The organism is Agromyces sp. NPDC055658, assembly GCF_053618155.1.
In genome coordinates this window covers 54,998-74,422 of sequence record NZ_JBSHHD010000012.1, presented here as the reverse complement: position 1 = coordinate 74,422, position 19,425 = coordinate 54,998, and the positions used below count along the sequence as shown (strand labels likewise).

Here is a 19,425-nt window from a genome sequence, read left to right as displayed (position 1 = left end):
ATGACGAGCGTGCTCGTCGTCGGCGGTGGCATCGGCGGCCTCTGGGCCGCCGTTCGGGCCGCCGACGCGGGGGCGGGCGTCGAGCTCGTCACGAAGACCGAGCTCGCCGAGACCAACACCCGCTACGCCCAGGGCGGCATCGCCGCGGCGCTGTTCCCCGACGACTCGGCCGAGCGGCACCTCGCCGACACGCTCGCCGCCGGCGCGGGTCTCGCCGACCCCGAAGCGGTGCGCGTGCTGTGCGACGAGGGGCCCGCGCGGGTGCGCGACCTCATCAGGTTCGGCGTCGCGTTCGACCGCGGCGAGTCCGGGCTCTCGCGCGGCCTCGAGGCGGCGCACTCGCGAGCCCGCATCGTGCACGCGGGCGGCGACGCGACCGGTGCGGCGATCGAGGCCGCGCTCGTCCACACGGTGCGCCGGCGTGCCGTGCGCATCGACGAACGCACGATGCTCGTCGACCTGCTCGTCGAGCCGGGCGACGACGGTCGTCCCGTCGTCGTCGGCGCCCGGCTGCTCGACGAGCACGGCGCGCTCGTCGAACGACGCGCCGACGCGGTCGTGCTCGCGACCGGCGGCAGCGGATGCCTCTATCGGCATACGACGAACCCCGACGTCGCGACCGGAGACGGCGTCGCCGCGGCGTGGCGCGCCGGAGCCGCGGTCGCCGACCTCGAGTTCACCCAGTTCCACCCGACGGCCCTCGCCGCGCCGGGCACACCGCTCATCTCCGAGGCCGTCCGGGGCGAAGGCGCGGTGCTGCGCGACGCCGCGGGCGCCCGGTTCATGGCGGACGTGCACGCCGACGCCGAGCTCGCCCCGCGCGACGTCGTCGCCCGCGCCGTCTGGCGTCGCATGACCGAGCAGGGCGGCGAACCCGTGCGACTCGATGCGACCGACCTCGGCGCGGCGTTCCTCGCAGAACGCTTCCCCGGGCTCGACCGGGTCGTGCGCGAGGCGGGCTTCGACTGGGCGCGCGAGCCGGTGCCCGTCACCCCGGCCGCGCACTACGCGATGGGCGGCATCGTCACCGACCTCGACGGCCGGTCGAGCCTCCGCGGTCTCTACGCGGTCGGCGAGTGCGCCCGCACGGGCGTGCACGGCGCGAACCGCCTCGCGTCGAACTCGCTGCTCGAGGCGGCCGTCTTCGGCGAGCGCGCCGCCCGCGCGATCACGGGCGGCGGCGCATCGCAGTCCGCCTCCCCGTCACCGACTGCAGCACTCGCTGCACGGCGCGCCGACGCGGCCTCCAACGGCGCGCCGTCGGAGCGTTCCGACGACTCGATCGGACGGCGCGGCGGCGTCGCCGACGGAGACGGAAGCGGAACCGGCTCGGGCGAGCGCACCCGCCTCGCTGGTGCGCCGGTCGAGCGCACCGCACTGCAGGAGCTCATGTGGCGCCGTGTCGGGCTCGAGCGCGACGTGCGCGGGCTCGCCGAGGCATCCGCGCTGCTCGACGCGTGGGACGCCCCCGCCCCCGTCGATCGCCGCCGCGCGGAGGACCGCAACCTGCTCGACCTCGCCCGACTGACCGTCGCCGCAGCGCTCGCGCGCCGCGCGAGCATCGGCGCCCACTTCCGCACCGACGACCCGCGCGCCGCGACCACCGCCGACCGGACGCGCACCACGACCCCCGACCTCGAGGAGGCCGCCTGATGACCGACACCCGTGAAATCGAGCGCATCGTCACCGCAGCCCTCGACGAGGACGCCCCCTGGGGCGACCTCACCGGCGACACGCTCATCCCGGCCGACGCGACCGCGACGGCCGAGCTCGTCGCACGCGAGCCCGGCATGCTGAGCGGCATCGACGTGTTCGCGGCGGCATTCCGCCTCGTCGACGCGCGCATCGCCGTGGAGCCGCTCGCGCGCGACGGCGAGCCCTTCGCGGCCGGTGCGGTGCTCGCCCGAGTGCAGGGTCCGGCACGGGGCATCCTGCGCGCGGAACGCGTCGGGCTCAACCTGCTGCAGCGCATGTCGGGCATCGCGACGCTCACGGCCCGATACGTCGCGGCGGTCGCCGGCACCGGCGCGCGCATCGTGGACACCCGCAAGACGACGCCGGGCCTGCGCAGCCTCGAGCGCCAGGCCGTGCGCGACGGCGGCGGGCGCAACCACCGCCGCTCGCTCTCCGATGCGATCATGGCGAAGGACAACCACCTCGCGGTGCTCACGGCCGGCGGCGTCGACCTCGCGACCGCGCTCCGCGAGGCGCGCGACCGGATGCCGCACACCGCGCACCTCGAGGTCGAGGTCGACCGCATCGACCAGATCGCGCCCGTGCTCGCGGGCGGGGCCGACACGATCATGCTCGACAACTTCACGACCGACGAGCTGCGCGCGGGCGTCGCGCTCATCGACGGCCGCACGATCGTCGAGGCGTCGGGCGGGGTGAACCTCGACACGGTCGCCGCGATCGCGGCGACGGGAGTCGACGTGATCTCGGTCGGCGCGCTCACCCACTCGGTGCGGTCGCTCGACCTCGGGCTCGACGTGGTGGTGGAGAGCGCCGCCGCCGGCGCCGCCCCCGCTGCCGCTGCCGCTGCCGCGAGGCATCCGTGATCTTCCTCGATCACGCGGCGACGACGCCCGCGCGCCCCGAGGTGCTCGAGGCGATGTGGCCGTACCTGACGGGTGCGTTCGGCAACCCGTCGAGCCGGCACGGGCTCGGCGACGAGGCGGCGCGGGCGCTCGCGGCCGCCCGGACGGCGGTCGCCGAGGCGATCGGCTGCCGGCCCGGCGACGTCGTCTTCACGAGCGGCGGCACCGAAGCCGACAACCTCGCGGTCAAGGGCCTCGCGCTCGCGGATCCGCGGGGCCGGCACGTGGTGGTCTCCCCCATCGAGCACGAGGCCGTGCTCGAATCGGCCGCCTACCTCGCCCGCCACCACGGCTTCGACGTCGACGAGGTCGCGGTGGACGCCGGCGGGCGCACGACACCCGACGCCCTGGCGGCCGTGCTCCGGCCCGACACGACGCTCGTGTCGGTGCAGCTCGCCAACAATGAGATCGGCACCGTGCAGCCCGTCGCGGAACTCGCACGACTCGCCCACGGCGTCGGTGCCCTCGTGCACACCGACGCGGTGCAGGCGGCCGGCCGGCTGCCGCTCTCGCTCGACGCGCTCGGCGTCGATGCGATCTCGCTCGCCGGCCACAAGATCGGAGCCCCGAAGGGCACCGGCGCCCTCATCGTGCGGGGCCGGCTGCCCCTCGAGCCCGTGCTGCACGGCGGCGGACAGGAGCGCGGGCGCCGGTCGGGCACCGAGAACGTCGCCGGTGCGGTCGCGTTCGCCACGGCCTTGCAGCTGGCCGAGGCCGAGCGCGCCGAGGCCGTCGAGCGCATCGGCGCGCTCGGCGCGCGGCTCACCGCGCGCGTGCTCGCCGAGGTGCCGGAGGCCCGGCTCACGGGCGACCCCTCCGACCGGCTGCCCGGCACCGTCTCGTTCGTCTTCCCCGGCACGAGCGGCGAGGCGGTGCTGCTCGAACTCGAACGCGACGGCGTCATCTGCTCGAGCGGCTCGGCCTGCGCCGCCGGACGCGACGACCCGTCGCACGTGCTGACGGCGATCGGCGTGCCCGCCGAGCTCGCGCAGACCGCGGTGCGGTTCACGCTCGGTTCCGCGACCACGCCGGCCGAGATCGAGGATGCCTCGGCCGCCGTCGCGCGGGCCGTGTCGGCGGTGCGCACTATCGTGAGGCCCTGATCGATTCGACACCGGTCGCCGCAGCCGCGGCGACCGGCACGGGCTTCGCAACGCGACTGTTTCCATGCATTCCGATCCATCTCCGAATCCGGGAATAGCGCGTCGCCCGTACCGGGTTGACCCACCTGTCCGCTTCTTCCGCACCTTTCACGTCTCGACGCACGTTCCGGCGCGCTCCGCGCCGATCTCGATTGGAAACTCTGTGACCGAACGCGCCGTATCCGACCTCGACCCCTCGACCGCCTCCACTCCGGCCGTCGACGCCGACGCCGCGGCCCAGGACGCCGCGGTCGTCGCCCATCAGCCCGCCCACGGCGCGAGCAACACGCGCGTCATCTGGCTGCTGCTCGCCGCGACCTTCGTCGTCTTCCTCAACGAGACGATCATGGGCGTGGCGATCCCGCATCTCGTCGACGACCTGCACATCACGCTCTCGGCGGCACAGTGGCTGACCACGGCCTTCATGCTGACGATGGCCGTCGTGATCCCGATCACGGGCTTCCTGTTGCAGCGGTACCCGACCCGTCCCATCTTCATCACCGCGATGAGCCTGTTCTCGGCCGGCACGCTGATGGCCGCGCTCGCACCGGGCTTCGAGGTGCTCCTCGGCGCCCGTGTCGTGCAGGCCACCGGCACCGCCATCATGATGCCGCTGCTGATGACGACGCTCATGACCCTCGTCGCCCCGTCCGACCGCGGCCGGTTCATGGGGCGCGTCTCGATCGTCATGTCGGTCGCACCCGCGATCGGGCCGACGATCTCGGGGCTCATCCTGAACTACCTGACCTGGCGGTTCATGTTCTGGCTCGTGCTGCCGATCGCACTGGTCATGCTCGTCATCGGCATCCGCCGCGTCACGAACGTGAGCGAGACGCGCAAGCTGCCGATCGACGTGTTCTCGGTGATCCTCTCGGCGTTCGGCTTCGGCGGCCTCGTCTACGGGCTCAGCCTCGTCGGCGGTGTCGTCAGCGGTCGCAGCGCGGCCGACGCGACGGCCATGTGGGTCTCGCTCGCCGTCGGCGTCGCCGGCATCGCCGCGTTCATCGTGCGTCAGCTGATGCTGCAGCGCCACGACCGCGCCCTGCTCGACCTGCGCACGTTCACCTCGCGCAACTTCGCGCTGTCGGTCGCGCTCATGGTCGTCATGATGGCGGCGCTGTTCGGCACGATCATCCTGCTGCCGATCTACCTGCAGGACGTGCTCGGGCTCGAGCCGCTCTACACGGGTCTCCTGCTCCTGCCCGGCGGCCTCATCATGGGCCTGCTCGGGCCGACCGTGGGCCGGCTCTACGACCGGTTCGGTCCGACGCCCCTGCTCGTACCGGGCTCGATCGTCGTGTCGGGCGTGCTGTGGAGCCTGACGCTGGTCACCGACCACACGTCGCCCTGGCTCGTCCTCGTCGCGCACATGGTCATGTCGGCGGCGCTCGCCTTCATGTTCACGCCGCTGTTCACCTCGGCGCTCGGTTCGGTCGAACCGAGGTTCTATTCGCACGGCTCGGCGATCGTCGGCACCGTGCAGCAGGTCGCGGGCGCCGCGGGCACGGCGCTCTTCATCACCGTGATGACGTCGCGCGCAGCGATCGCCGAGGCGAACGGCGCCTCGACCGTCGCGGCGAACGCGGCCGGCATCAGCTCGGCGTTCATGGTCGGCGCGATCCTGTCGCTCGTGGCGATCGTCGGCGCGTTCCTCGTCCGCCGCCCGGCCGACATGGAGCAGGGGGCGCCGGTGGGCCACTGAGCCGCGGTACGTCCGAAGGGCGAGGGAGCACCGCTCCCTCGCCCTTCGTCGTCGGGCGCGCCGCCGTCAGCCGCAGTTCGGGCGGCAGCTGCGCTGCGAGAGCGCGTCGACGAGCACGGTCGAGAGGTCTTCGGGCTCCGTCGCCGAGTACGCGGCGCCCTGCGTGGCCTGGGCGATCTGCTGCATCGCCGCGAGGTCGGTGTCGGGCCCGAAGCCGATCATGATCACGGGCACGGGCTTCGCCGGGTCGTCCAGCTTCTTGAGCTCGGCGAGCAGGGTGTCGAGGTCGATGCCGTTCTCGTCTTCGTTGCGCCCGTCGGTGATGAGCAGCACCGAGTTGACCTTCTCGGGGTCGTACGACTCGCGCACGCGCTTCACGGCCGCGAGCGTCGTGTCGTAGAGGCCGGTCGCCCCACCGAGCCGAGCGGGCAGCGACTGGATGATGCCGGCGATCTGCTGAGTGTGGGCGGCGTCGGCGAGCGGCGCGATCGGCGAGACGTCCTCGTAGTCGAGGTCGCCGTTGCGCGCGGTGGAGAAGAGCCAGACCCCGAGCTCCACCTCGCCCGAGAACTTCTCCATGGCCCCGAGCGCCGCCTGCTGGAAGACGTCGATGCGTCGCAGCCCGTTGGCCGCCGGCTCCTCCATCGACCCCGACACGTCGATCACGGTCAGCATGCGCGAGCGCAGCGTCAGCACGCTCCAGGCGCGCAGGATCTCGAGCTGGGCCTGACCGTCGGTCGCCGGCTCCGCGCCCGGGCCCGAGGCGCCGACCCCGGCGAGGTCGAGCTTCCCGCTGCCGTCGGGCGCACGGAAGCCGTGCTTCGCGAAGGTCTTCGCCCCGTCGGCGAGGGCCGCCTCGAAATCGCCGAGCACCTCTCGCTTCGACTTCTCGAGGGTGAGATGCACGAAGGGGTAGTCGAGCGCGACGGTGCCGTCGGCCGGGTACGCGGCGACGAGCGGCTCGGCCGGCTCTTCGCCGTTGTACGCCGCGACCTGCGCCTCGCTCGTGACGACGACCGCCGGAGCCTCACCCACACCGAGCGAGCCGAAGGCGGCGCTCGTCGACGCGGGGATCGACTTGCCGAGCGCGAGCATCGCGCCCGCGAACTGCCGCGGATCGTCGGGCGAGGCGTGGCCGCGCAGCGCGAGGAGGCCCGCGAGGCTCGCCGCGGATGCCTCGGGGTCGGGCAGGATCGTCGGCAGGGTGCCGCGCAGCACCCGCGACCAGCTGACCGGCTCGCTCGCCAGCGCCGTGGCGTCGGTCGCCGCGGCGGCGAACACGATCGGCGTGGAGGCGACCGACCCGCCCGCCTCGACGACGGGGGGCGCCTGGCCGAGCGATGCGGCCGTCGCATTCATGCGATCGAGCCAGACACTCGATTCGGGCACCCAGGCGTCGGCTTCGATGGTGCCCGATGCGAGGACTGCGGACGTGTCGGCCGAGTCCTGCGGGGTGACCTTCGTCGTGACGCAGTTCTCCGACGCGCGGTCGAAGCGATCGGCGATCTCGGCGACCGCCGGCGCGATCGACCGGTCGGCGACGACGACGAGCTTCTGGGGGTCGTCGCAACCGGCCTCGGCGGAGGCGAGCAGCGGGTCGAGGTGCCCTCCGACCCAGAGGAAGATGCCCGTGCCGACGACGGCGACGACGGCGACCGCCCCGACGACGGACATGACGAGATTGCGGGCAGGCTTCTTCACCGGCGCCGCGACAGTATGACGTCCCACGGGTTCTCCAAGTGACGGGGTTGGGGGCCCGCCGAATCCTTGAACGGGTTCGCCCCGAACCGGGGAGCCCGGGGGAAGGATTTGCACCAGTGTAGGCGACGAGCCCCTGAACACGAAGTCCCCTCGGCTTTCACGGCGCCGCGCAAGGGGTTGACGCTCCTGCCGCGTCGGGCTAGTCAGGAGAGTGCAGCCACCCACGAGGCATCCTGGCCGTTCTCATGGAGCATTTCGCGAACCGCGTCGAGGCGGGCGGGCGACTCGCCGCCCGGCTCCTCGAACGGTCGCGCTCCCAGGCGTCAGCGGCGCTGCACGACCCGGTCGTGCTCGGGCTGCCGCGCGGAGGCGTGCCGGTCGCCGCACCCGTCGCCGACGCGCTCGGCGCCCCCCTCGACGTGCTCGTCGTGCGCAAGCTCGGCACGCCGGGACAGCCCGAACTCGCGATGGGCGCGATCGGCGAGGAGGGCGCACTCGTGCGCAACGACGACGTCATCGCGTCGGCGCGCGTCGACCGTGCGCGATTCGACGCCGTGCTCCAGCGCGAACGGGCCGAGCTCGACGCACGGGTGGCGCGCTTCCGCGGCGGTGCGTCGCCGGTGCCGCTCGCGGGGCGCGCCGCGATCGTCGTCGACGACGGCGTCGCCACCGGCGCGACGATGCGCGTCGCCTGTCGCGTGGCCCGTGCCCGCGGCGCCGCCCGGGTCGTCGTCGCCGTGCCGGTCGCCGCGCCCGACAGCCTCGCGGCGCTCGAGGCCTCGCCCGAGGTCGACGAGGTCGTGTGCCTCGCGGCACCGCCGGGATTCATGGCGGTCGGCATGCACTACCTCGACTTCGCCCAGACCGGCGACGACGAGGTCGCGCGCCTGCTCGCCGAACGCCGGCGACCATGACCGCGCGGCGTGGTCAGCCTCGCGGGTCGGTCGCCCGCGGGCGGCGGCCGACGACCACGACCGTGTCGTCCTCGTCCGTGTCGTCGGCCCGCACCGATCGCGGTTCGAGGCCCCCGGCGCGCATGAGCTCGGCCGCCGTGTCGGACTGCCACTCGCTCGTCTCGATGAGCAGGCTCCCGCCCGGCGCGAGCCACTCGCGCGCGGATGCCACGACCCGGCGATGCACGTCGAGCCCGTCCCGCCCGCCGTCGAGCGCGACCACCGCCTCGTGCTCGCGGGCCTCGGGCGGCATGAGCGCGATCTCGTCGGTGGGCACGTACGGGGCGTTGACCGCGAGCACGTCGATGCGGCCCGCGACCCCGGTGGGCAGGGCGTCGTAGAGATCTCCCTCGAACACGCGCCCGCCGCGCGGCTCGAGGTTGCGTCGGGCCGCGCGCACCGCGACCGGGTCGAGGTCGGCGGCGTACAGGTCGACCTGCCCCGCCGTCTCGGCCACGACGGCCCCGATGGCGCCCGCTCCGCAGCAGAGGTCGACGACGATCGCGGGGCGTCCGTGCGACCTCGTCGCCTCGCGCGCGATCCCGGCGGCCTCTGCGGCGAGCAGCTCGGTGCGATGCCGCGGCACGAACACGCCGGGTTCGACGGCGAGCCGGAGCCCGGCGAATTCGGCCCAGCCGAGCACGACCTCGAGCGGCTCTCCGGCGACTCGGCGGACGACGAGCGCCTCGAGCTCGACGTCGTCGTCGGTGGCGGCCGCCAGCAGCTCGGCCTCCGCCTCGGCGAAGACGCAGCCGGCCGCGCGGAGGCGGGCGACGAGCATGGGATCCGGATCGGCGGGCATTCCCGAAGCGTAATACGGGTGGCGCACCCTCGCGTCATGCCGTATGGTGCTCGACATGACCGCGTCGAACCGCAACTGGTGGCCCGCCTCCTAGGCGGCCTGCGCGTTCCGACGACTCACGACCGCCCGAGGGCGGTCGTTCCGTTTCTGCGGAGGGTCCATCCGAGGGCCCGACCCGGAGACACCATGACGAAGCTCCTCACCGCCCTGCTCGCCGCGAGCACGCCGCCAGCGTTCGCCGTCATCCGCCGCGAACGCGAGGCGACGCTCGATGTGCTCGTCGGCGACGTGCTCGACGTCGAGCACCTCGCCGACATCCCGCTCGACGGCGCCGAGGTGCTCGCGCTCGTGCCGTTCCGGCAGGTGCGCGAGCGCGGTTTCGCCGCGCACGACGACGGCGCTCCGCTCCGATGCCTCGTCGTGCGCGAACGCGAGCAGGTCGCGGTCGACGCCGCGACCGGGCTGCTGCCGCGCCATCCGGTCGTCGTCGACGACCTCCGCGTCGACGTCGCCGACGACGAGTACGCCGCGATCGTTCGGCGCGTGATCGAGCGCGAGATCGGGCAGGGCGAAGGCGCGAACTTCGTGATCCGCCGCGAGTTCGCCGGCTCGACCGCCGAACGGCCCGCCATCGCCGTGCTGGGCTGGCTGCGCGCACTCCTCGAGCACGAGGCGGGCGCGTACTGGACGTTCGCGGTGCACACCCCCGGCCTCTCGGCGGTCGGCGCGACCCCCGAGCGCCATGTCTCGAGCGTCGGCGGCGTCGTCACCATGAACCCGATCTCCGGCACGTTCCGCCACCTCGACGGCCCGCCGTCGAACGACGCCCTCGAGGCCTTCCTCGCCGACGTCAAGGAGCGCGAGGAGCTCGTGATGGTCGTCGACGAGGAACTCAAGATGATGAGCGCCGTCTGCCCCGACGGAGGTCGCATCCGCGGGCCGTTCCTCAAGCGCATGTCCCGCCTCACGCACACCGAGTACGTGCTCGAGGGCCGGAGCACCCTCGACCCCCGCGAGGTGCTGCGCCGCACGATGTTCGCCCCGACCGTGACTGGCTCGCCGATGGGCAACGCCTGCACCGTGATCGCCCGCCACGAGACCACGCCGCGCGGCTACTACGCGGGCGTGCTCGCGCGGTTCACGCCGACGGCGTCGGGCTACGACCTCGACGCGCCGATCCTCATCCGCACCGCCTACCTCGACGGCGACGGCAGCGTGCGCGTGCCCGTCGGCGCGACGCTCGTCCGTCACTCCGACCCCGCCGGCGAGGTGGCCGAGACCCACGCGAAGGCGGCCGGGATGCTCACGGCGCTCGGTGCCATCCCGCGGCAGGACGACGCACGAGGCGGATCCGCCGTCGCCGGCACCACGGGCGACGCCTCGGCCTCCGACCCGGTCGCGCTCGCCGAGCGCAACGCGCACCTCGCGCCCTTCTGGATCGCGCCCCAACCCGCCGCTCCCCCGCGCGGCGTGTCGGCGCTCGTGGTCGACGCGGGCGACGACTTCACGACGATGCTCGCGCACCAGCTGCACCACCTCGGCGTCTCGTCCCGGATCGTGCCGTGGCACGAGGCCCCGCTCGACGCCGCCGAGGATCTCGTCGTGTTCGGCCCCGGCCCGGGCGACCCGCGCGACGCCGGCGACGCGCGCCTGTTCCGGCTGCACGAGCTCATCGCCGCACGGCTCGGCCAGCGGCGCCCGATGCTCGCCGTCTGCCTCAGCCACCAGGTGCTCGCCCGTCTCTCGGGTCTCGCCGTCGCACCGCTGGCCGCACCGCAACAGGGCCTGCAGCGCGAGGTCGCGCTCTTCGGCGAGACCGCGACGATCGGGTACTACAACACGTTCACGGCGTACGATGCGGGGCTCGACCGCACCCCGCGACACGGGCTCGAGATCGCCGCAGACCCGCACACCGGCGCCGTGCACGGCCTCAACGGCGCCGGCGTCGCATCGGTGCAGGGGCACCTCGAGTCGGTGCTCTCGATCGACGGTCTCGCCGTGCTCGAGCGCCTCGTCGACGGGGTGCTCGATGCCGGTGCGAGGCCGGGGGCGGTCAGCCGCGCGGATGTCGCGGCTCGAGGTGCAGCCTGACCATCGGGATCTCGGGGTCGGCTTCGCCGGTCGCATCGACGATCGAGCGCTGCAGCATCGCCCACGTCTTCGGGCGTTCACGCGCGTAGCGGTCGAGCAGGGCACGGCTCTCGACGGCGTCGAGCAGCTCGGCGCGCGCGGGGACCCGACGGCGCCAGCCCACACTGACGCCGCACCTGGGTTCGGCCTCGAGGTTCCGGTACCAGTGCGCGGTCGGCCCGAACCCCGAGGCGACGACGATGCGATCGCGCGACTCGTGCCGTGCCGCTTCGACGACGACGTACCGGCGTTCGCCGCTCACCCGTCCGCGATGCTCGAGCATGAGCAGCCGCCCGAAGAACAGGAAGCCGAACCCGGCCGTGAACATCGGGATCGGGAGTCGGACCGCCCACCGGGTCGTCAGGATCTTCGCGCCGAGATCCACCGCGCGCCTCTCGTTCGCCGCGCTCAGTTCGCCGCGGTCCGCTCGGCGACCCGCCGCTCGCGCCACTCGTCGGCGAGGATGGCGTAGGTGTACCCGTCGATCCACCCGAGCTCGGCGTGCCACGAGTCGCGCACGCCGTGCTGCTCGCGCCGCATGCCGAGCCGCTCCATGACCTTCCACGAGGCGATGTTGTCGGCGTAGCAGCCGGCGGTCACGCGGTGCGCGCCGAGCTCGTCGACGGCGAGGTCGATGAGCGCGCGGGCGATCTCGGTCGCGAACCCGCGACCTGCGTGGTGCGGGGCCACCCCGTAGCCGATGCCCGCCTCGGCGCGCACGTACTCGGCCGGGTCTCCGTGGGTCTGCCCCATCGCATCGGTGATCCAGAGGGATCCGGTGCCGACGACCTCGCCGTCGAGCACCGCGATCGCCGAGTGGTCGAGCGGGTCGTCGATGCCGTCGAGCCAGGTCTTCGTGAACGCCTCGGGCTCGACCTCGGTGCGCAGCAGCCACCGGGTCACCTCGGGGCGGTTGCGCCACACGAGGACCTGCTCGAGGAGTTCGCGGGTCGGCAGCCGGAGCTCGAGCGGGCCGGCGGGGCGCGGCCAGGCCACGTCGGAAGTCGTCATCCCCCCTGCCTACCATCCGGCACCGACGGTGTGCCACCCGCGGCAGGCGGGGCGCTACTTCACGAGCCGCGACAACACCCGGTCGGCCAGCGGCTTGCCGCCCGTCTGGCAGGTCGGACAGTACTGGAAGGTCGAGTCGGCGAAGATCACCTGCCGGATCGTGTCGCCGCACACCTCGCACGTCTCGCCGGTGCGGCCGTGCACGCGCATGGCGCGGCGCTTCGCGTCTTTCAGCTCCGCCGGAGGGCGACCGGATGCCACGGCCGCCGCCTCGGCGAGGGTGTCGCGCATCGCCCGGTAGAGCACCTCGGTCTGCTCGGGGGTGAGCTTCGCCGCGAGCAGGTAGGGCGAGAGCTTCGCGGCGTGCAGGATCTCGTCGGAGTAGGCGTTGCCGATGCCTGCGAACACCGACTGGTCGCGCAGCAGCCCCTTGATCTGCGTGCGCCGCCCGGCGAGGATGCCGGCGAAATCGTCGAGCGTGAAGTCGGCGGCGGTCGGGTCGGGGCCGAGCCGCGCGATGCCGGGGACGTCGGCGACGTCGCGCACGACGTAGACCGCGAGCGACTTCTTCGTGCCGGCCTCGGTCAGGTCGAATCCGGCCCCGTCGTCGAGGCGCACGCGCAGCGCGAGCGGCGACCTGCCCGGCTTCACCGGGGTCTTCGGCACCTCGTCGTACCAGCGCAGCCAGCCGGCACGCGCGAGATGGAACACCAGGTGCGCACCACCCGTCTCGACGTCGACGAACTTGCCGTGCCGATGCACGCCGTCGATGCGTTCGCCCTCGAGCGCGGAGAGCGGCGGGTCGAACGTCTTGAGCGCCGAGATCGCCGCGACCCGCAACGAGGCGAAGGCACGCCCGGTCAGCCGCTCGTCGAGGAAGGCGACGAGCGCCTGCACTTCGGGAAGCTCGGGCACAGAGGCATCCTGTCACCGACGGGCGACATCCGCACCCGGTGCATCGCGCGCTGCGTCAGGCCCGCCAGACGTACGGCGTCGTCGTCGAGACCTTCACGAGGCCCGACCGCTCGAGGATCGGGCGCGAGAACTCGGTCGAATCGCTGTGGAGGTATCGCTTGCCCATCGCCAGCGCGGAGCGCGCCCGCGCCGCGGTCAGTGCGCGGTAGATACCGCGCCCGCGCCATTCCTCGCGCGTCGCGCCGCCCCAGATGCCGGCGAAGTCCGATCCCTCGACCGGCTGGAGCCGTCCGGCGCTGACGATGCGCCCGTCGGCCTCGGCGATCCAGAGTTCGGTGCCGTCGTCGCCGTCGAGCCGCCGCACCAGATCGTCGGCGCGCTCGGCCGACACCGGGTCGCCGAACACCTCGTCCTGCATCGCGCTCATCGCCCGCACATCCCGTTCGTCGGCGGCGCGTCGCAGCACCACGCCCTCCGGCAGCGGCACGTCGGCCGTCAGCAGAGCGGCCTCGCCGACCATGATCGACTCCGGCTCCTCCGCGACGAACCCGTGCGCGACGAGGGCATCGAGGAGGCCGGGTGCGCGATCGTGCCCGCGGGTCTTCCACTCGACGGCCGTGATCGCCGGGTCGGCCGCGAAGTGCGCGAGGGTCGAGCCCACGAGCTCGCCCATCGAATCCTCGCGAACGCCCTCGAGGTCGCGGTAGCTCACGAAGCCGTACCCGCCGGGGAACATCGCGAGTCGAAGCGGCCCGCGCCGCTCGGCCCTGACGGCGTGCGCCGTCTCGGCGTCGGTGCGGAGCTGGTCGTCGTAGGCGTGCAGCAATGCGGCGGCGTCGGTCACCGCTCCATGATGGCCCATCCGCGCGGCTTCCGGCGCGAGGCATCCGATCGCCCCGGCCGGGGCCGTGCGGGAGGGCGCCGGCCGGGCCGGGGCGGTCAGCGACCGGCCCGCTCGGCAGGCACCGGCCCGGCGATCACGAGATCGACGGGTTCGCGGCGGATCACGAGGGCGACCGCGACCGCGAAGACGACGGCGATGACGGCCATGAATGCGAAGCTCCACTCCCAGCCGCCGGATGTCTCGTGCAGGACGCCGACGAGCAGCGATCCCGCCCCGGCGATGGCGTAGCCGCCGCCCTGTGCGATCGCCGAGATCGCTCCGGCCGATGCGGCGTTCGCCGACATCCCGACGATGAGGCTGATGCCGAGCCCGAACGCCGCACTCTGCACGGCGCCGAGCAGGCCCACGACGAGCACGAACCCGTCGCTCGTGGCGAGGTGGAGCGCCCCGAGGCCGACCGCGACGGCGATGCCCAGGCCGGGGCCGAACCACGCCAGCACACGCGGCCTGCGGGCGAGCACGGGCGTCATGAGGGTCGGCACGAACCCGGCGATGCTGAACCATGCGAGGAGCGCACCGCGCACGGCGGGCGGCTCGCCCCGATCGGCGAGGAACTGCGGGAGCCACGCCGTGACCGCGAAGTAGAGCAGGGCCTGCAGCCCGAACACGGCCGTCACGAGCCCGATCGTGCAGCCACCGCCGGGCGGCAGCCGGAGCCCGGGACGCTCGACCGCTCCGCCGCGGCCCGCGCCACGTCGCACCGCGAACGCCGTCGCCGCGGTCGCCGTGAGGGCGAGGAGGGCCCACATGCCGAGCGCGACGGGCGCGGAACCGGTCGCCGTGTACGCCGGCACGGCGAGCCCGGCCCCGAGCGCCGCGCCCACGCCGAACGACATGCTGCTGAGGCCGACCCAGAGTCCCGATGCGCGGAGCTCCTTGAGGAACTGCGGCAGCAGCGTGCCCGCGGCCATGATGGCGACGCCAGCGACGAAGGTGCCGGGCAGCACGAGCACCGACGCGACGACCCGAGCCGCGAGCGTCGCGGCGAGCGCCGCCATCGACCATGCGAGTGCGCGGGCGACGCCGACCCGCCTCGCGAGCCAGGGGCCGACGGGGGCGGTGAGTCCGAAGGCGATGACGGGCAGGGTCGCGAGCACGGTCGCGTCGGCCGAGGTCAGCCCGAACGCGAGGCGGGTCTCGTCGAGCAGCGCCGCGACGCCGGTGATCGCGGGGCGCAGGTTCACCCCGATCAGGAGGGCGGCGACGAGGCCGGCGGTCGTGCCGGCATCCACCCGCCGCTTGCGCCCGGCCCGCCGCTCAGGCGCCGACGACACGGAGGCCATCGGCGACGACGCGGCCGTCGTGGATGACGGTGCGGTCGCGACCCCGGTCCATGACCGCGCTCGTGGGCGTCTCACCGTCGACGAGCACGAGGTCGGCGCGGTCGCCGACGGCGACGCCGGGGCGGTCGCCGACACCCGTGACGCGGGGCGAATCATGCGACATGATGCTCGCGCCGCCCATGGTCGCCACGGCGAGCGCGAGCTCGATGTGGTCGTCGCGGCGGAACCCGTTGACGAACGCGAGCTGCCAGGTGCGGTCGAGCATGTCGCAGTTGCCGTACGGGCTCCAGTAGTCGCGCTGGCCGTCTTCGCCGAGGCCGACGCGCACGCCCGCCGCCGCGAGGTCGACGAGCCGCAGGTGGCCCGTCGTCGACGGCGCGACGGTGGCCATCGCGATGTCGAGATCGGCGAACTCGTCGATGAGGCGGCGGCTGACCGCCTCGGACACCGAGCCGAGATCGTACGCGTGCGACATCGTGACCTTGCCCTGCATGCCGAGCGCGCGCGTGCGCTCGAGCACGAGCTCGGTGCTGAACACGCCGAGCTCACCCGGCTCGTGCAGGTGGATGTCGATCTCGACCTGGTACTTCTCGGCGAGGCCGAACACGATGTCGAGGTGCTTCGCCGGGTCGCGGTCGAGCTGGCTCGGGTCGATGCCGCCCATGACGTCGGCGCCCTGCTTGAGCGACTCCTCGAGGAGCTCGACGGTGCCCGCCTCGCGCAGGATGCCGGCCTGCGGAAAGGTCATGACCTGCACGTCGGCGTGCGCGGCGAACTTCTCCTTCGCGGCGACGACCGCGTCGAACTTCTCGAGCCTGCAGTCGACGTCGACCTGCGCGTACGACCGCACCCGGGTCGTGCCCTTCGCGATCATCTGCTCGAGAGTGCCGGCGACGATCTCGTCGTGGGGCACGTCGGTGCTGCGCCAGTTCTCCCGGTCGTTCATCATCATGTCCCAGACACCGGGCCGACCCGTGTGCGGGCGGAACGGCAGGCCGATGCGGCTCGAGTCGAGGTGCACGTGCACGTCGCTGAACGCGGGCAGCGCGAGGCGGCCCCGACCGTCGACCGTGTCCGCTTCGGTGGCCGCGGCGGCGTCGTGGGGCCGGATCCCGCTGATGCGCGAGCCGTCGATGACGAGGTCGACGGGGTCGCCGCCCCAGGGGCGGACGTCACGGATGAGCATGCTGGAGTTCCTTTCGTGGCGACACCAAGGCTTTTCGTATACCAAAAGAACTTCACACTTTCCAGCATCGGACGAGACTGCGCAGGAGTGTGACCCAAGGATTATCCATGGTGATATCTTTTGTATACCAAATATTTCGAGAGGATACCCGTGCGCACGCTGATCACCGCCGATCACCTGCTCGCCTTCGACGGCACGAGCCACACCGAGATCAGAGACGGTGCCGTCGTGACCGAGGGCGATCGCATCGTGTACGCCGGTCCTGCCGTCGGCGCGCGCGACCTGGAGGTCGACGAGCGCATCGACCTCGGCGAGAGCCTCGTCATGCCGGGGCTCATCGATCTGGATGCGCTCACCGACATCGACCACCTCATCCTCGACTCGTGGTCGAGCGGCGAGGACGGCCCCCGCCTGCAGTGGTCGACCGAGTACTTCGACCGGCGAGCGCACGTGTTCACCGAGGCCGAGCGCCGTCGCATCCGCGAGATCGCGCTCGTGCAGCTCGCGCTGCACGGCATCACGAGCTACATGCCCATCGCCTCCGAGGTGCACTCCGCATGGGCGGAGTCGGCCGACGACTTCTTCGCGATGGCCGAGTTCTCGAGCCGGATCGGGTTGCGCGGGTTCCTCGGACCGTCGTATCGATCGGGCGTGCCCGTCGTCGACGAGACCGGTGCCCGCGACATCCGATTCATCGAGGAGGAGGGTCGCGCGGGCCTCGCCGACGCGATCCGATTCGTGGATGGCATCCGCGAGCTCGACGACCCGCTGCTGACCGGCGTCTTCCTGCCCTGTCGCATCGAGACCCTCTCCGCCGAGCTCATGGAGGCGACGGCCGCCGCCGCCGAGGCGCGCGACGCACTCGTGCGCATCCACGCCCTGCAGGGCGAGTTCGAGCGCGGGTACGTGATCGCCCGGTACGGGCGCACGCCGCTCGACCACCTGGAGGCGCACGGCCTGCTGCACGATCGCGTGATCGTGCCCCACGCCGTCGTCATCGACGTGCACCCCCTCGTGCACGGCGAAGACCGCGGCGACCTCGGCCGCCTCGCCGAGGCCGGCGTCTCGATCGTGCACTGCGCACTCACGAACGCCCGGTACGGGGCCGAGCTCTGGGACTTCGCGCGCTACCGCGACGCGGGCGTCAACTTCGCGCTCGGCACCGACTCGTTCCCGCCCGACCTCATCCGCGGGATCGACACGGGCGTCTCCGCCGCGAAGGTGCAGCACGGCGACCTCGCGAAGGGCGACATCGCCGCCTACGTCGACGCGGCCACCCTCGGCGGCGCGCGGGCGCTGCACCGGCCCGACCTCGGACGGATCGAGGCGGGTGCGACCGCAGACCTCACCGCGTTCCGCCTCGACGATGTGCGGATGGGGCCGACCGAAGACCCGATCCGCACGCTCGTGCTCAACGGCACCGCGCGCGACGCGTGCCTGACGATGGTCGCCGGCCGCGTCGTCATGCGCGACGGCCGGGTGCCCGGTGTGGACCTCGACGCGGTGCGCGCCGACACGAAACGGCTGTTCGCGAAGCTGCGCGCGGGCTACAGCGAGCGCGACGCCCGGCACGGCACGCCCGACGAGCTCTTCCCGCCCGTCTTCCCGGTGGCGGGCTGAGCGGGCACCATCAACCAGCACTGGGAGGAGGCGCTCGCCCATCGCGTCCATCGCGCTCTCCTGCACGCGATCATCGCCGGCGATCCGCGACGACGAGCAGGCGCACGAGCACGAACGGCTCTGTGAGGCCCTCCTCGCGGGCAATGCCGAGCTCGCCGGCTCGCTCGCCTACGCCCATATCGAGCTCGGGCGCGCACCGATCCTTGCCCAGTCGGCCGACGTGCTCGCCGCTCGACCGAGAACGACGGAACACCCCGTGCCCGGCCCGAGGCCTCCCGTACGCCGAACGCGGAACGGTCCCGGGATGCGATGTCGGTGGGTGCTGAGATCATCTCAACATGGAGGTCACGGAACTGCGGCAGACTCGCGAACTTCGTGTCGGCGACACGCTCGTGAGCTCCACCGGCCGCGCCTACGAGGTGACGAAGCTCACCCGGGTGGGCCGAGGCATCCGCGTGCAGTACCTGACGCCCGAGGGGCAGCCCGGCCGGTTCACCGCCGCGCCCGATGCGACGAGCCGCGTCCGCATCGCCCACGCCCCGTTCGCAGCCTGAGCCGCCCGCCCGACGCTTCGACGCCGCAACGACAGGGTGCCCGCTCAGCGCAGCGGCAGTACCTCGCCGCCGGTCTGGCACGTCGGGCAGTACTGCGCCGTCGTGCTCGCGAACGTGAAGTCGCGCACCGTGTCGCCGCAGACCGGGCACGCTTCGCCCGCCCGGCCGTGCACGCGCATGGCGGCGACCTTCTCCGCTTTGAGGCGGTCGATCGGCACACCCCGCCGATCATCGATCGCCCGGTTGACGACCCCGACCGTGCTCGCGAACAGCCCGTCGAGCGCCGCCTCGTCGAGCGCCGCCGCGTGCTTGACGGGCGAGAGCTTCGCGGCGTGCAGGATCTCGTCGGAGTATGCGTTGCCGATGCCCGCGATCGACTCCTGCTCTTGCAGCACGGCCTTCACCTGCTTGCGTCGCCCCTCGACGGCGGCGTCGAAGTCGGCCCGGGTGAACTCGGGATCGGCCGGATCGGGCCCGAGCTTCGCCACCGCCGGCACCGCGATGGGGTCGTCGACGACCCAGAGCCCGAGCGAGACCCACTCGCCGGCATCGGTGAACTCGACAGCGGTGCCGTCGTCGAACTCGACGATCGCGAGTGCGGGCGGCCGGCCGTCGCCGGAGGCATCCACCTCGTCGTCGGATCCGTAGCGCGCCCAGCCGTGCCGCCCGAGCGAGACCACGAGGTGGCCCGTTCCGAGCACGAGGTCGAGCAGCTTGCCGTGACGCGACACCCCCTCGACGCGTTCGCCGACGAGCGACGTCGGCGGCGCCGTGCGCGTCTTCACCGTGCGGAACTCGACGACGTCGACCGCCGTGATCTCGTGACCGCGAAGTCGCTCGTCGAGCTCGTCGGCGAGCGCCTGCACCTCTGGTGACTCGGGCATGCGTCCAGCCTCGCACGACGACGGGCGGCCCGGAAGGGGCC

General features: G+C 73.0%; 17 protein-coding genes. 8 read left to right on the top strand and 9 right to left on the bottom strand.

From position 1 onward, the window contains the following. From nadB to ACWGPE_RS07875, 4 genes are all read left to right on the top strand, one after another. Positions 1-1,653, top strand: coding sequence for an L-aspartate oxidase (nadB, locus tag ACWGPE_RS07890; RefSeq protein WP_452048473.1), 1,653 nt, complete (start codon positions 1-3; stop codon positions 1,651-1,653). After that, a complete protein-coding gene (gene nadC / locus ACWGPE_RS07885; RefSeq protein WP_452048472.1) occupies positions 1,653-2,558 on the top strand; it encodes a carboxylating nicotinate-nucleotide diphosphorylase in 906 nt (301 codons plus the stop codon). Before nadB ends, nadC begins: the two co-directional genes overlap by 1 nt. Further along, the gene (locus ACWGPE_RS07880; RefSeq protein ID WP_452048471.1) at positions 2,555-3,700 is read left to right on the top strand and encodes a cysteine desulfurase family protein; all 1,146 of its coding nucleotides are present in this window, start codon (positions 2,555-2,557) and stop codon (positions 3,698-3,700) included. Before nadC ends, ACWGPE_RS07880 begins: the two co-directional genes overlap by 4 nt. Positions 3,701-3,902: 202 nt before the next feature. After that, on the top strand, positions 3,903-5,441 hold the full coding sequence (locus ACWGPE_RS07875) for an MDR family MFS transporter (protein ID WP_231430477.1): 1,539 nt from the start codon (positions 3,903-3,905) through the stop codon (positions 5,439-5,441). Positions 5,442-5,507: 66 nt separating this feature from the next. Here ACWGPE_RS07875 and ACWGPE_RS07870 read toward each other — a convergent pair whose 3' ends face one another. Then, positions 5,508-7,142: a substrate-binding domain-containing protein gene (locus tag ACWGPE_RS07870; RefSeq protein ID WP_452048470.1), complete on the bottom strand. Its 1,635-nt coding sequence runs from the start codon at positions 7,140-7,142 to the stop codon at positions 5,508-5,510. A 245-nt stretch (positions 7,143-7,387) separates the two neighbouring features. Here ACWGPE_RS07870 and ACWGPE_RS07865 point away from each other — a divergent pair, with 245 nt between their 5' ends. Next, a complete protein-coding gene (locus ACWGPE_RS07865) occupies positions 7,388-8,056 on the top strand; it encodes a phosphoribosyltransferase (RefSeq protein ID WP_231430475.1) in 669 nt (222 codons plus the stop codon). A gap of 13 nt (positions 8,057-8,069) precedes the next feature. Here ACWGPE_RS07865 and ACWGPE_RS07860 read toward each other — a convergent pair whose 3' ends face one another. Further along, positions 8,070-8,897 (bottom strand): putative protein N(5)-glutamine methyltransferase, encoded by an 828-nt coding sequence (locus tag ACWGPE_RS07860; protein ID WP_452048469.1) that lies wholly within the window; start codon positions 8,895-8,897, stop codon positions 8,070-8,072. 186 nt (positions 8,898-9,083) lie between these two features. Between ACWGPE_RS07860 and ACWGPE_RS07855 the strand changes: the two genes are divergently transcribed. Beyond that, a complete protein-coding gene (locus ACWGPE_RS07855) occupies positions 9,084-10,988 on the top strand; it encodes an anthranilate synthase family protein (protein WP_452048468.1) in 1,905 nt (634 codons plus the stop codon). On the opposite strand, the gene ACWGPE_RS07850 is transcribed toward ACWGPE_RS07855, so the two are convergent. The 6 genes from ACWGPE_RS07850 to ACWGPE_RS07825 form a co-directional block, all read right to left on the bottom strand. Continuing rightward, positions 10,951-11,412: a nitroreductase family deazaflavin-dependent oxidoreductase gene (locus ACWGPE_RS07850; protein WP_275505669.1), complete on the bottom strand. Its 462-nt coding sequence runs from the start codon at positions 11,410-11,412 to the stop codon at positions 10,951-10,953. The two genes, ACWGPE_RS07855 and ACWGPE_RS07850, sit on opposite strands and share 38 nt — an antisense overlap. A 23-nt stretch (positions 11,413-11,435) precedes the next feature. Continuing rightward, positions 11,436-12,038, bottom strand: a complete 603-nt coding sequence (locus tag ACWGPE_RS07845; protein ID WP_275505668.1) for a GNAT family N-acetyltransferase — start codon at positions 12,036-12,038, stop codon at positions 11,436-11,438. A gap of 54 nt (positions 12,039-12,092) precedes the next feature. Next, positions 12,093-12,953, bottom strand: coding sequence for an Fpg/Nei family DNA glycosylase (locus ACWGPE_RS07840; RefSeq protein ID WP_231430470.1), 861 nt, complete (start codon positions 12,951-12,953; stop codon positions 12,093-12,095). Positions 12,954-13,008: 55 nt separating this feature from the next. Next, the gene (locus ACWGPE_RS07835; protein ID WP_452048467.1) at positions 13,009-13,815 is read right to left on the bottom strand and encodes a GNAT family N-acetyltransferase; all 807 of its coding nucleotides are present in this window, start codon (positions 13,813-13,815) and stop codon (positions 13,009-13,011) included. Positions 13,816-13,892: 77 nt separating this feature from the next. Further along, on the bottom strand, positions 13,893-15,131 hold the full coding sequence (locus ACWGPE_RS07830; RefSeq protein WP_452048466.1) for an MFS transporter: 1,239 nt from the start codon (positions 15,129-15,131) through the stop codon (positions 13,893-13,895). Continuing rightward, positions 15,115-16,326: an amidohydrolase family protein gene (locus tag ACWGPE_RS07825; protein WP_452048465.1), complete on the bottom strand. Its 1,212-nt coding sequence runs from the start codon at positions 16,324-16,326 to the stop codon at positions 15,115-15,117. Before ACWGPE_RS07825 ends, ACWGPE_RS07830 begins: the two co-directional genes overlap by 17 nt. Positions 16,327-16,476: 150 nt before the next feature. Between ACWGPE_RS07825 and ACWGPE_RS07820 the strand changes: the two genes are divergently transcribed. Both ACWGPE_RS07820 and ACWGPE_RS07815 read left to right on the top strand, forming a co-directional pair. Then, positions 16,477-17,946 (top strand): chlorohydrolase family protein, encoded by a 1,470-nt coding sequence (locus tag ACWGPE_RS07820; protein WP_452048464.1) that lies wholly within the window; start codon positions 16,477-16,479, stop codon positions 17,944-17,946. 338 nt (positions 17,947-18,284) lie between these two features. Next, positions 18,285-18,500 (top strand): hypothetical protein, encoded by a 216-nt coding sequence (locus tag ACWGPE_RS07815; RefSeq protein WP_231430465.1) that lies wholly within the window; start codon positions 18,285-18,287, stop codon positions 18,498-18,500. A gap of 44 nt (positions 18,501-18,544) precedes the next feature. Here the strand turns inward: ACWGPE_RS07815 and ACWGPE_RS07810 are convergent, their stop codons facing one another. Next, positions 18,545-19,384, bottom strand: a complete 840-nt coding sequence (locus ACWGPE_RS07810) for a DNA-formamidopyrimidine glycosylase family protein (RefSeq protein ID WP_452048463.1) — start codon at positions 19,382-19,384, stop codon at positions 18,545-18,547. Positions 19,385-19,425 lie beyond the last annotated feature (41 nt).